Origin of the sequence: Pantoea sp. Aalb (genome assembly GCF_009829985.1) — a bacterium.
GTDB lineage: Bacteria > Pseudomonadota > Gammaproteobacteria > Enterobacterales > Enterobacteriaceae > SZZU01.
Genome location: NZ_SZZU01000001.1, coordinates 20,316 through 33,993 on the forward strand (window position 1 = coordinate 20,316; position 13,678 = coordinate 33,993).

At 29.3% G+C, this 13,678-nt stretch carries 10 protein-coding genes; 9 read left to right on the forward strand and 1 reads right to left on the reverse strand.

What is annotated here, in order from left to right; translation table 11 throughout:
* Positions 1-17: 17 nt before the first annotated feature.
* The 6 genes from thrB (at position 18) to nhaA (ending at position 8,435) form a co-directional block, all read left to right on the forward strand.
* Positions 18-950, forward strand: a complete 933-nt coding sequence (gene thrB, locus FD728_RS00075; protein WP_159933571.1) for a homoserine kinase — start codon at positions 18-20, stop codon at positions 948-950.
* A gap of 3 nt (positions 951-953) precedes the next feature.
* A complete protein-coding gene (thrC, locus tag FD728_RS00080; protein WP_159933573.1) occupies positions 954-2,243 on the forward strand; it encodes a threonine synthase in 1,290 nt (429 codons plus the stop codon).
* Between the two features lie 408 nt (positions 2,244-2,651).
* Positions 2,652-3,242 (forward strand): molybdopterin adenylyltransferase, encoded by a 591-nt coding sequence (mog, locus tag FD728_RS00085; RefSeq protein ID WP_159933575.1) that lies wholly within the window; start codon positions 2,652-2,654, stop codon positions 3,240-3,242.
* Between the two features lie 620 nt (positions 3,243-3,862).
* Positions 3,863-5,773, forward strand: coding sequence for a molecular chaperone DnaK (gene dnaK, locus FD728_RS00090; protein ID WP_159933577.1), 1,911 nt, complete (start codon positions 3,863-3,865; stop codon positions 5,771-5,773).
* A gap of 113 nt (positions 5,774-5,886) precedes the next feature.
* Positions 5,887-7,014 carry a molecular chaperone DnaJ gene (gene dnaJ / locus FD728_RS00095; protein WP_159933579.1) on the forward strand — a complete coding sequence of 376 codons (1,128 nt, stop codon included), beginning with the start codon at positions 5,887-5,889 and terminating at the stop codon, positions 7,012-7,014.
* A 245-nt stretch (positions 7,015-7,259) separates the two neighbouring features.
* Positions 7,260-8,435 carry a Na+/H+ antiporter NhaA gene (gene nhaA, locus FD728_RS00100; RefSeq protein ID WP_370516235.1) on the forward strand — a complete coding sequence of 392 codons (1,176 nt, stop codon included), beginning with the start codon at positions 7,260-7,262 and terminating at the stop codon, positions 8,433-8,435.
* A 319-nt stretch (positions 8,436-8,754) separates the two neighbouring features.
* Here nhaA and rpsT read toward each other — a convergent pair whose 3' ends face one another.
* Positions 8,755-9,021 (reverse strand): 30S ribosomal protein S20, encoded by a 267-nt coding sequence (rpsT, locus tag FD728_RS00105; RefSeq protein ID WP_159933581.1) that lies wholly within the window; start codon positions 9,019-9,021, stop codon positions 8,755-8,757.
* 315 nt (positions 9,022-9,336) lie between these two features.
* Here rpsT and ribF point away from each other — a divergent pair, with 315 nt between their 5' ends.
* Genes ribF through lspA form a run of 3 tightly spaced genes read left to right on the forward strand, consistent with a single transcriptional unit; the run spans position 9,337 to position 13,631 of the window.
* Complete coding sequence (ribF, locus tag FD728_RS00110) at positions 9,337-10,269, forward strand: bifunctional riboflavin kinase/FAD synthetase (RefSeq protein ID WP_159933583.1); 933 nt, start codon at positions 9,337-9,339, stop codon at positions 10,267-10,269.
* 36 nt (positions 10,270-10,305) lie between these two features.
* Positions 10,306-13,125, forward strand: a complete 2,820-nt coding sequence (gene ileS / locus FD728_RS00115) for an isoleucine--tRNA ligase (RefSeq protein ID WP_159933585.1) — start codon at positions 10,306-10,308, stop codon at positions 13,123-13,125.
* Between the two features lie 2 nt (positions 13,126-13,127).
* Positions 13,128-13,631, forward strand: coding sequence for a signal peptidase II (gene lspA, locus FD728_RS00120; protein ID WP_159933587.1), 504 nt, complete (start codon positions 13,128-13,130; stop codon positions 13,629-13,631).
* The last annotated feature ends 47 nt before the right edge of the window (positions 13,632-13,678 follow it).

The window sequence follows — 13,678 nt, forward strand, 5'->3', positions numbered from 1 at the left end:
AAGTTAGGAGATTAATGATGGTAAAAATTTATGCACCAGCCTCAATAGGTAATGTTAGCGTAGGTTTTGATGTATTAGGTGTAGCTATTTCACCAGTAGATAGTAGTATTGTTTTAGGAGATTGTGTATCAGTACAGGCTGCTACTAGCTTTAATCTAAAAACTAAAGGACGTTTTGTCAAAAAATTACCGACAAAATTACAAGATAATATTATTTACCATTGTTGGAAATACTTTTGCCAAGCAATTGGTAAGAATATACCTGTTACGATAACTTTAGAAAAAAATATGCCAATTGGTTCTGGTCTTGGTTCTAGTGCGTGTTCAGTCGTTGCTGGATTAATGGCGATGAATGAATTTTGTAATAAACCTTTAAACGATCATGAATTATTAGTACTTATGGGTAAGATAGAAGGTATAATATCCGGTAGTATACATTATGATAATGTTGCACCATGTTTTCTCGGTGGGATGCAACTCATGATTGAAGAAAATAATATTATTAGTCAGACAGTACCTTGCTTTGATGAATGGATATGGGTAATGATTTACCCTGGAATTCAAATATCTACTGCTTCAGCACGTGCTATTTTACCTGAAAAGTATAGCAAAGAAGATATTATTAATCATGGTCGTTTACTAGCAGGATTTATTCATGCTTGTCATACTAATCAACCATTATTAGCAACTCAACTTATGAAGGATGTTATTGCTGAACCTTATCGTACTAAACTCATGTCAGGATTTATTGATATACGTAAAGTGATTATAGATATAGGAGCATTAGTTTGTGGAATTTCTGGTTCTGGTCCAACATTTTTTGCTATATGTAATGATATGACTATAGCACATAAAATAGTAAGTTGGCTTAAGAAGTATTATATAAAAAATGAAGAAGGATTTATTTATATTTGTAGTCTTGATAAGACTGGAGCTCGTAAATTAGGATAAAAAATGAAATTTTATAACCTTGAAGATTATAATGAACAGGTAAGTTTTTCTCAAGCTGTAAAACAAGGTATGGGAACAAAACAAGGACTTTTTTTCCCACTTGAATTACCTGAATTTTCACCTAGTAATATTTATGATATGTTAGAAATGGATTTTTTTAGTTGTAGTAGCAAGATTCTTTCTACTTATATTGGTAATGAAATTCCTTCTTATCATATATCAGAAATAGTTAAAAAATCTTTTTCTTTTCCTATATCATTTGTTGAAATTAGCGACAATATAGGTTGTTTTGAATTATTTCATGGTCCAACTTTAGCGTTTAAAGATTTCGGTGGCCGTTTTATGGCAAATATACTTTCTTATATATTAAAACCTAATGAAAAAATTACTATTTTAACCGCAACATCAGGAGACACTGGTGCTGCAGTTGCTCATGCATTTTATAATATGAATAATATACGTGTAGTAATTCTTTATCCAAGAGGTAAAATAAGTCCATTACAAGAAAAATTATTCTGTACTTTAGGTGGAAATATTGAAACTATTTCTATAGATGGAAGCTTTGATAGCTGTCAAGCCTTAGTTAAAGAAGCATTTAACGATAAAAAGTTAAAAAATATTATTAATTTAAATTCAGCAAATTCTATTAATATAAGTCGTTTATTAGCACAAATTTGCTATTATTTTCAAGCAATAAAATATATTCCAAAGGAAAAACGGAATAAAGTTGTTTTATCTGTTCCAAGTGGCAATTTTGGTAATTTGACTGCTGGTTTATTAGCAAAAACTCTTGGTTTACCTGTTAAGAGGTTTATCGCTGCTACTAATCTTAATGATACTGTTTCTAGATTTTTAATTAATAAAAAATGGCAACCTAAGACTACTATAACTACTTTATCAAATGCTATGGATATTAGTCAACCTAACAATTGGCCTCGTATTGAAGAATTATTTCGTCGTAAGTTATGGTGTTTAAATGATTTAACTTGTGATTCTGTATCAGATGAAAATACTAAATTTAGTATACGTCAACTAGCAGAAATAGGTTATATTTCTGAACCTCATGCAGCGATTGCATATTCTTTACTTCGAGATAAACTTCAAAAAGGAGAATATGGATTATTCCTTGGTACTGCACATCCCGCTAAATTTAAAGAAAATGTAGAAAAAATTCTTGGATATCCATTATTTATACCAAAAGAGTTAGCTAATCGTATTAAATTACCATTAATGTCAAACTACTTAAAAGCAGATTTTCCAAAATTACGTGATTTTTTGCTAAATAGAATTTAAAAATATTTTAAAAATAAATTATTTATTAGTAAGTTATGTTATATATTTAATATATTTAGTATATACATACAAGAAAGTTTTTCATAATAGTTAAATAACTATTTAAATACATTTATTTTTTAAAAAACATTTATTTAATTTACTTGAATAAGTATTATTTTAATTCTTAATAATTATATTTTATTTTGATAATTTATATAGTAATAAAACATAATGAAGAATTATATTCTTATCTTTTTATTTTATCTGATTATTTTAATTTAATTAAAGAATACTACTAAATGATTTTTAGTATGGTAGTATAGATCCATGATATAAATAAATTATAGTTTTTATATATTATATTAGCAATATAAAAAATGTATTTTACTTTTATATTTACTTCAAATATAACTAAAGATAAAATCTATGGATATTTTACATATTGGATTGATTTCTATATCTGATCGTGCTATTAATGGCACTTATCAGGATTTGGGTATTTCAACTTTAGAAGATTGGTTAAATACTGCATTAATAACACCATTTAAAATGGAAACCCGTTTAATTCCTGATGAAAAAATAATGATAGAAGATGTAATTTGTGAATTAGTGGATAATCTTTTTTGTCATTTAGTGTTTACTACTGGAGGTACAGGTCCATCTCTTCGTGATGTAACACCAGAGGCAACATTAGCAATAGCTGATCGTGAACTTCCTGGTTTTGGTGAACAAATGCGTCAAATTAGTTTAAAGTTTGTACCTACGGCTATTTTATCACGTCAAGTTGCTGTAATTCGCAAACAATCTTTAATTGTTAATTTTCCCGGTCAACCAAAATCCATTAAGGAAATTTTAGAAGGTTTTAAGTCTGAAGATGGAACATTAATAATTCCAGGTATTTTTGCTGCTATACCATATGCTATACAGCTTTTAAATGGTCCTTATGTAGAGACAAATCCTATTATAGTAAAATCTTTTCGTCCACAAAGATTCCAAGCTGGTAATATTAATAATTAAAATAATTTGCTAAAGAGATATTTATTAATTAAATAATTCATTACTTAATCAGTATATTAATTTTCTTTCTAAATATTATTTTTTCTTATGCATAAGAATTTTGTTTTATTGTTAATTAATCTTAATGTATTATTTATTCTTTTAAAAATTTTTTAAAAGTTACTAAGAATTCTATTCTTATATGAATTAATATATTAAAAATATAAATATATTAATGAAATCAAATAAACACCATATTTATTTATTTTTGTATTTATATTTACGTTAAATAACTGTAAAGTATTTAAATTAATTCTCTATAGTATTCCTAATTTTAAAACGAATAATTTTTATATTAAGTATTAAATACTAATTCTTTTTCCAATAATACTAATTCTTTTTCTAATAAGGAGATTGATCTTGATCAATTTAACTTATGATATTTTAATAATATTATATTTAAAAAAGAAAGGTATTTTTTTATTTTGACCCTTGATGCATTTTAAATACGGCCCCATTTATTTTTATTAAATGTGGGAAATCAAAAAAAGCCTACGTAGATAGTTGAAAGCCGCTATTTAGACCGCATGTGTGTTTCACACAACCTAAATTTAAAAAAGATTTAAGTAGGAGATGTTTATATGGGTAAGATTATTGGTATTGATTTGGGTACGACTAATTCATGTGTTGCTATTATGGACGGATCTAAGGCACGTGTACTTGAGAACGCTGAAGGTGATCGTACTACGCCGTCAATTATTGCTTATACGCAGGATGGCGAAATTCTGGTCGGTCAACCGGCCAAACGTCAAGCCGTGACCAACCCGCAGAACACCTTGTTTGCAATTAAAAGATTAATAGGTCGACGTTTTCAGGATGAGGAAGTTCAATGCGATATTAAAATAATGCCTTATAAAATCATTGCTTCGGATAATGGAGATGCATGGTTAGATATAAAAGGCCAAAAAATGGCTCCTCCGCAAATTTCTGCAGAAGTATTAAAAAAAATGAAAAAAACTGCTGAAGATTATTTAGGAGAAGCAATAACTGAAGCTGTAATTACTGTCCCAGCTTATTTTAATGATGCTCAACGACAAGCTACAAAAGATGCTGGCCGTATAGCTGGATTAGATGTTAAGAGAATTATTAACGAACCAACTGCGGCAGCATTAGCTTATGGTTTAGATAAAAAACATGGTAACCGAACTATAGCAGTATATGATTTAGGTGGCGGGACTTTTGATATCTCTATTATAGAAATAGATGAAGTTGATGGTGAAAAAACTTTCGAAGTACTAGCAACTAATGGTGATACCCATCTTGGAGGAGAAGATTTTGATAGTCGTTTAATTAATTATTTGGTATCAGAGTTTAAAAAAGATCAAGGTATTGATTTACATAATGATCCTTTAGCAATGCAGCGATTAAAAGAGTCAGCTGAAAAAGCAAAAATTGAACTATCTTCTTCGCAGCAAACTGATATAAGTTTACCTTACATTACTGCAGATTCAAGTGGTCCAAAACATTTAAATATCAAAGTAACACGAGCAAAATTAGAATCATTAGTAGAAGATTTAGTAGCGCGTTCTATAGAACCATTAAGAGTTGCTTTACAAGATGCTTCTTTATCTGTATCAGATATCAACGATGTAATTTTAGTAGGTGGGCAAACACGTATGCCTATGGTACAGGCTCAAGTAGCTGAATTCTTTGGTAAAGAACCTCGTAAAGATGTTAATCCAGATGAAGCTGTTGCAGTAGGAGCAGCAGTACAAGGTGGAGTATTGATGGGTGACGTAAAAGATCTGCTACTCCTTGACGTCACACCATTATCATTGGGAATTGAAACCATGGGTGGAGTAATGACTTCTTTGATAAGTAAGAACACTACGATACCTACTAAACATAGTCAAGTTTTTTCAACTGCAGAAGATAATCAATCTGCTGTGACAATTCATATATTACAAGGCGAACGCAAACGTTCTAGTGATAATAAATCTTTAGGTCAATTTAATCTTGATGGCATTCAGCCAGCACCACGTGGTATGCCTCAAATTGAGGTTACTTTTGACATAGATGCAGATGGAATTTTACATGTATCAGCAAAAGATAAAAATAGTGGTAAAGAACAAAAAATTACTATTAAAGCTTCTTCTGGACTTAACGAAAAAGAAATAGAAAAAATGGTTCGTGATGCAGAAGCTAATGTAGAAGCCGATCGTAAATTTGAAGAATTAATTATAACTCGTAATAGAGGTGATCAAATTGTTCACAGTACTCGAAAACAATTAGATGATGTAGGTAATAAAATTTCTCCTGAAGATAAGTCAGCTATTGAATCTGCATTAAATGAACTGAATAAAGTTTTAAAAGGTGAAGATAAAGTAGAAATAGAAGCTAAAATTCAAGCATTAATGGAATTATCTAGCAAATTAATGGAGTTAAGTCAAAAACAGGGACATAATAACAAACAAAATAATGTTAATAGTAATACTAAAAAAGATGAAAACGTAGTAGATGCTGAATTTGAAGAAGTAAAAGATAAAAAATAATGGCTCCTAACCGAGCTATGCTATTGATGGCTATTCTAATAGCCGTTAAAACGAACACGGGCGTAAATTATTTTTTTTTTACGCCCGTGAAATCATGTTAAGAGCAGGATAAAATGGCAAAAAATGATTTATACGATATTTTAGGCGTATCAAAATCTGCAGATGAACGGGAAATTAAAAAAGCTTATAAGCGTTTAGCTATGAAATATCATCCAGATCGTAATCTAGGTGATAGAAAAGCTGAAGCTAAATTCAAAGAAATTAAAGCAGCTTACGAAATCTTGACTGATGCACAAAAGAGAGCTGCTTATGATCAATATGGTCATGCGGCCTTTGAACAAGGAAATATGGGTAGTAATAGTTTTAGTGGATCTACTGATTTTAGTGATATTTTTGGTGATGTATTCGGTGATATTTTTGGTGGAGGACGTCGTCAAAGAGCTGCACGTGGTGCTGATTTGCGTTATAATATGGAATTATCATTAGAAGAAGCAGTGCGTGGAGTAACAAAAGAGATCAGTATTCCAACGTTAAAAGAATGTAATACTTGCCATGGTAGCGGTGCAAAAACTAGAAATCAATTGCAGAATTGTCCTACTTGTCATGGAGCTGGTCAAGTACAGATGCGCCAAGGATTTTTTACAGTACAACAAACATGCCCAAACTGTTATGGTCGTGGTTCCATAATTAAAGAACCATGTAATACTTGCCATGGTCATGGTCGTATTGAACGTAATAAGAATTTATCAGTAAAAATCCCAGCAGGTGTAGATACTGGAGATCGTATTCGTCTTAGCGGTGAAGGTGAATCTGGAGAACGGAATGCACAAGCTGGTGACTTATATGTACAAGTTTCAGTAAAAAAACATCCTATATTTAGTAGAGAAGATAATAATCTATATTGCGAAGTTCCTATTAATTTTATAATGGCAGCACTTGGTGGAGAAATTGAAGTACCAACTTTAGATGGACGCGTAAAGCTAAAAATTCCTTATGAAACACAAACTGGTAGACTTTTTCGTATGCGTGGAAGAGGAGTTAAATCTGTCCGTAGTGGTTCTGTAGGTGATTTGTTATGCCGTGTTGTAGTAGAAACTCCAGTTAATCTTAATGATAAACAAAAATCTCTGTTATATGAATTAGGAGAAAGTTTTGGTAGTCTTACTGGAGGAAAAAATAGTCCACGTTCAAAAAATTTTTTTGATAGTGTAAAAAAATTTTTTGATGATTTAACACGTTAAATTATTAAGAATAATTTAATAAAAAGGAATATTTCTCTCTTATATATTAAATGTTAAAAATATTTTTTAAACATAACGGTGCGATAAAGTTAATTTTAATTTATAAAATTTAAATAATTTTTAACGAAATAGTAATAATTATATAACTATGTTGTAATATTTTAAAAAATATATATTCATTTAATTTTTATTCAATAATTGCACTGCTTAACAATATTCTCTTTTATGGAGGAGTTGTAAAAAAAGTGTCTAATATTATTAAATTAATTCAGAATTTTATAAAAATTAATGCAAATAATGGCATGATGATGATGATAGCGGCTTTAGCAGCTATCATTTTGGCTAATAACGAATTTACTTCAGAAATTTATAAATCTTTTTTATATAAATCTGTGTATATCAACTTTAGTAGTGTGAAAATTAATAAACCGTTATTATTTTGGATTAATGATGCCTTAATGGTATTATTTTTCTTATTGATTTCACTTGAAGTAAAAAGAGAACTAATAATTGGTAGATTATCTCATTACGAACAAGCTATTTTTCCATTAATTGGTGCATTAGGTGGTATAATTGTACCAGGATTAATTTTTTTTGTATTTAATCATAGTAAAGAAATTGAATTAAATGGATGGGCTATTCCAACTGCAACAGATATTGCTTTTACTTTAGGTGTAGTATCAATATTAGGTAGTCATGTATCTAAATCATTAAAAATATTTTTAATGACATTAGCAATAATTGATGACTTAGTTGCTATTGCTATTATTTTATTCGTTTATCATAGTCATATTAAGTTTTTACCATTAATTATAGCAATTAGTGTAATAATACTTTTACTTATTCTTAATAAAAGAGGAGTGTATAATACCTCTGTTTACATGTTAGTAGGGCTAATTCTTTGGATAGCTATCCTAAAGTCTGGTGTACATGCTACATTAGCTGGGGTAATTATTGGATTATTTATACCAATAAAAGAAAAAAATGGATATTCTCCAGCTAAAAATTTAGTGTGCAATTTAACCGGGTTGGTTAACTGGTTTATCCTACCGTTATTCGCTTTTGCTAATGCTGGAGTTTCATTTCATGGCATATCTTTAAGAGATATGATACTACCTGAGTCATTAGGAATTATTTTAGGTCTATTGATAGGTAAGCCTTTAGGAATTAGCTTATTTTGTTGGTTAGCAGTGAAAGTACGGTTAGCAATTATGCCTTCAGGTACTTCAATAAGTGATATTATAGCAATTGGAATATTATGTGGAATTGGATTTACTATGTCAATATTTATTGCTTCTCTTGCTTTTGACTCAGAACATCAGCGACTTGTTACCTTATCAAAGTTAGCTATTTTTACCGGATCTTTATTTTCAGCTTTCATTGGATATACAATATTACGTATTAAGTCATATGTAATATGAAATTATTTTTTTTTGATTTAAAAGCAAGCATGTTACAGTAATATTTAAAAATGAGAAGAAGATTCTGTTGTACTGTTATTTGTTATTAAGATTATGTATTTTATTTTTTTGATTTTAAAATATTAAAATTAAATAATCATTTATAGATTATTACTTTTAATATTTTAAAAACAGTAAAAGTACATAACACAATAAAGAACTAAAGATACATATCTTCTATAAACAGTGCACTACAACAAATTAAGCACACTGTTTTGTTTAAAATAAAAAAAATAAATCATTTATTTGGCTAGGCTCGTGCATTAGAAAACAAAAAAAACTAAATTAGTCTTTTTCTAATTTGAGCTGTTAATTTTGCTTTATGACGTGCTGCTTTATTTTTATGTATTAATCCTTTAATAGCATACCGATCTACGATAGATTGCATTTTTTTAAATGCATTATATATATTGTTCTTGTTCTCTGTTGCGATAGCTATATATACTTTTTTTATAAAAGTACGCATCATAGAACGATTACTAACATTTTGCTTAAGACGTTTTGCAGATATTACAGCACGTTTCTTAGCTGATTTGATATTAGCCAAAACTCAACTCCTACATATACTATTATTAAACAAATCAAAATTTAAAAACTATAACTGCTTTGTTTAATTTATCAAGTTTTATTAAAAAAATATTATTTAGCATTTACTTATAAATATGTAAAATATAGTTGGATTTACTTGTTTTAAGGATTTATCTTAAAAAAGATTATTTGATCTATGATATATGATAATTACAGTAAATAAGTTACATAATCGTCATAAAAATTATAGATTCAATCTTATCTAAGTTTAACTAAGTAAACTACCTAGTTCAAGATTATATTTTTTTATTTTTTTAACAGTTTTGAGTTAGTAATGGAGCTGATACGTGGTCTTTACAATATTAAAGAGCGGCATCGTAGCTGCCTTCTAACTATTGGTAATTTTGACGGTATACATCGTGGTCATAAGGCATTAATAGCACATTTACTTGAAGAGGGAAATAAGCACAACTTACCAGTATTAGTAATGCTTTTTGAACCACAACCTCTTGAATTATTTGCTAATCAAAAAGCACCTGCCCGTTTGACTTGTTTACGTGAAAAATTAAAACATTTAAAACAGGCTGGTATTAATACAGTTTTATGTATTCGTTTTGATATTAGCTTTGCTTCATATTCTGCACAACGTTTTATACTTGAAATACTAGTAAAAACATTAAATATAAAATTTTTAGCTATTGGTGATGATTTCCGTTTTGGTCATGATCGAAAAGGAGATTTTTTATTATTACAAAGAGCTAGTATTAAGTATCAATTTAAAATTCTTAAAACACAAACTTTATATTATAATAACCAACGAATAAGTAGCACAGCCGTGCGTCAAGCACTAACAAAAAATGATTTTGTAATGGCAGAACAACTGTTAGGTTATCCATTCAGTATATCAGGTCGTGTAATGCACGGTAATGGATTAGGAAGTACAATAGGCGTTCCTACTGCTAATATACCATTATATCATCTAGTCATGCCGGTAAAAGGTGTTTTCATTGTTGAAATAGAAGGTATTAGCTCGCATGCTATTCCTGGGATAGCAAATATTGGTACACGCCCTACGATAAAAGGAAAAACTCAACAGCTTGAAGTCCATTTAATAGATACATGTCTAAATTTATATAATAAACGTATTGAAGTAGTTTTGAAAAAAAAAATTCGTAATGAACAATGTTTCCCTTCACTAAAAGATTTAAGAAAACAAATCGAAAAAGATGCCATAATGGCTCGTAAATTTTTTGAATTAAAAAAATAAGTTGAAATAGAGATATGGAAATGGAAATAGAAATTAATGAGTGATTATAAATTTACCTTGAATTTACCAGAAACAAAATTTCCAATGCGTGGCAATCTATCTAAACATGAACCGGAAATATTACAACGGTGGTATAATGATAAATTGTATAATATGATTAGAACAATTAAAAAAGGTAAACAAATATTTATTTTACATGATGGTCCTCCTTATGCAAATGGTAATATTCATATTGGTCATTCAGTTAATAAAATTTTGAAAGATATTATAATAAAATCAAAAGGTATGGCTGGTTATGATGCTCCTTATATACCTGGTTGGGATTGTCATGGTTTACCAATTGAACATGAAGTTGAAAAAATAATTGGTAAACCTGGTAAAACAGTTAGTCCAACACAATTTCGTGCTTATTGTCGTCGTTATGCTAAAGAACAAGTAGTAAATCAAAAAAAAGATTTTATTCGTTTAGGAGTATTAGGTGATTGGGAAAATTCATATTTAACTATGAATTTTCAGATTGAGGCAAACATCATTCGTGCTCTTAGTAAAATTATTGCTAATGGGCACTTATATCAAGGTATAAAACCAGTATATTGGTGCTTTAATTGTTGTTCTGCATTAGCAGAAGCAGAAGTAGAATATTATGATAAAATATCTCCTTCTATTTATGTCATGTTTAATGCTATTAATGCAAATATCATTCGTACAAAATTTGGTGTAATAAAATCAAAAGATCCAGTTTCGATAGTTATCTGGACAACTACACCATGGACTATACCAGCTAACCGTGGTATTTCATTGCATCCTGATTATGAATATCAGCTAATACAAATAGAAGGACGTAGTATAATTTTAGCTAAAGAATTAGTGGATAGTGTAATGCAACGTATAGGTATAAAGTTTTGGGAAATAATAGGTACATGCAAAGGATCTATGTTAGAACTAGAGCTGTTTCAGCATCCTTTTATTGATAGTATTTATTCTAAAGTACTTATTGGGAAACACGTTACTTTAGAATTCGGTACAGGAGCAGTACATACTGCCCCTGTACATGGTCCTGATGATTATGTTATAGGTCAAAAATATAATCTAGATACTACAAATATAATTAGTGCAGTAGGTACTTATTTATTAGGAACTTATCCTATATTAGATGGCATGCATATTTTTAACTCAAATGATGTTATAATTGAATTACTAAAAGCAAAAAAAGCGTTACTACATGTTGAAAAATTACAACATAATTATCCTCACTGTTGGCGTCATAAAACACCAATTATTTTTCGAGCCACTCCTCAATGGTTTATTAGTATGGATAATAAAGGGTTACGGATTCAATCATTAAAAGAAATTAGAAATATAAAATGGATGCCTAAATGGGGCCAAAAACGTATTGAATCCATGATCATGGATCGCCCTGATTGGTGTATTTCTCGTCAGCGTTATTGGGGCGTACCAATGGCATTACTTTTACATAAAGAAACTGGAGAATTACATCCTGATACACCAAAATTAATGGAAAAGATAGCATATCATGTTGAGCAAAAAGGTATTGAAGCATGGTGGGATCTAAATATCAAAGATTTAATAAGCCAAGATAAAGATCAGTACATTAAAAGTATGGATACGTTAGATGTCTGGTTCGATTCTGGATCAACTCATTATACGGTAGTTAAATCAAAAAAAGAATTTAATGGTCAAATATCCGATATGTATTTAGAAGGAACAGATCAATATCGTGGTTGGTTTATGTCATCTTTACTTATTAGTATAGCAATGAATGGAAAGGCACCATATCACAAAGTATTAACTCATGGTTTTACTGTTGATGCTCATGGCTATAAAATGTCAAAATCTATGGGTAATATCGTAAAACCTCAAGAGATAATGAAAAATCTAGGTGCTGATATACTCCGATTATGGGTAGCTTCTACTGATTACTCTAGTGAAATAGTTATTTCTGATAAAAATTTTAAATGTGCTATAGAGACTTATCGCCGTATCCGTAATACTGCTCGTTTTCTTCTTGCTAATCTCAAAGATTTTAATCCTACAACGGATTGTATTAAACCAGAAGAAATGGTTATTGTTGATCGTTGGGCTGTAGGTCGTGGACTAATTACACAGCAATATATTTTAAAAGCGTATGAAAAATATGATTTTCATGAAGTAATTAATCGTTTAATGCAATTTTGTTCTATTGAAATGGGTTCGTTTTATCTTGATGTGATTAAAGATCGGCAGTACACAGCAAAACGAGATTGTTTAGCACGCCGTAGCTGTCAAACTGCTCTATGGCATATAATTGAAGCATTAGTACGCTGGATCTCACCTATTATGTCTTTTACTGCCGATGAAATTTGGAGTTATTTACCTGGGAAACGTGAAAAATATGTTTTCATGGATGAATGGTATAAAAATTTATTTGGTCTATCTAAATATGAATATCTTAATGAAGATTATTGGGCTGAATTATTAAAATTACGTTTTGAAGTTAATAAAGTAATTGAGCAAGCACGTAATGAAAAACTTATAGGTAGTTCTTTAGAAGCTACAGTTACACTATACATAGATCAAAAATTTATTAATAAATTAAAATTATTAGGAGACGAGCTACGTTTTGCTTTATTAACGTCAGAAGTTATTATTGCCGATTACACTAAGTTTAATAAAAAAATGCAACAAAACGATGAATCAAAAAATCTAAAAATCATATTAAATAAAGCACAAGGTAAAAAATGTCCACGATGCTGGCACTACACAATTGATATTGGCCACAATTCTAAACATATACCTATATGTAATCGTTGTTATACTAATGTCGTCGGCAATGGAGAAACACGGAAGTTTATTTAACAGTGATAATGAAAAATGTATTTTCAACTGGATTACGTTGGTTATGGCTAACGCTAATAGTTATTATTATTGATTTTACTAGTAAACAATGGATTATAAATAATACAATATTACATAAGTCTCAGTCGCTTATTCCTTTTTTAAATTTATTTTATACAAAAAATTATGGAGCAGCTTTTAGCTTTTTAGCATATCAAAATGGATGGCAACGTTGGTTATTTGCAGGTATTGCGGTTATTATAGTAACTATATTGTTTATAAAGATGTATTATACTCCCGTTAATAATACATTGATTAATATTGCCTATGCTCTGTTATGTGGTGGAGCATTAGGTAATCTTTTTGATAGAGTATATCATGGATATGTAATTGATTTTATTGATTTCTATATTAGTATTTATTGGCATTTTGCTACTTTTAACATTGCAGACTTTAGTATTTGTCTTGGCGGAGTATTAATTATATTACAGAATTTTCTTATTACTAAAAAAGAAAAAAATAAATAAATTCTTTAGTCATATTGTATGATGATTTATGTGTTCTATAAGAACAA

Bases quoted from the DNA above. Each gene is read 5' to 3' on its own strand.
- dnaK (WP_159933577.1), top strand. From the start codon at position 3,863: ATGGGTAAGATTATTGGTATTGATTTGGGTACGACTAATTCATGTGTT.
- dnaJ (WP_159933579.1), top strand. From the start codon at position 5,887: ATGGCAAAAAATGATTTATACGATATTTTAGGCGTATCAAAATCTGCA.
- ribF (WP_159933583.1), top strand. From the start codon at position 9,337: ATGGAGCTGATACGTGGTCTTTACAATATTAAAGAGCGGCATCGTAGC.
- thrB (WP_159933571.1), top strand. From the start codon at position 18: ATGGTAAAAATTTATGCACCAGCCTCAATAGGTAATGTTAGCGTAGGT.
- mog (WP_159933575.1), top strand. From the start codon at position 2,652: ATGGATATTTTACATATTGGATTGATTTCTATATCTGATCGTGCTATT.
- thrC (WP_159933573.1), top strand. From the start codon at position 954: ATGAAATTTTATAACCTTGAAGATTATAATGAACAGGTAAGTTTTTCT.
- ileS (WP_159933585.1), top strand. From the start codon at position 10,306: ATGAGTGATTATAAATTTACCTTGAATTTACCAGAAACAAAATTTCCA.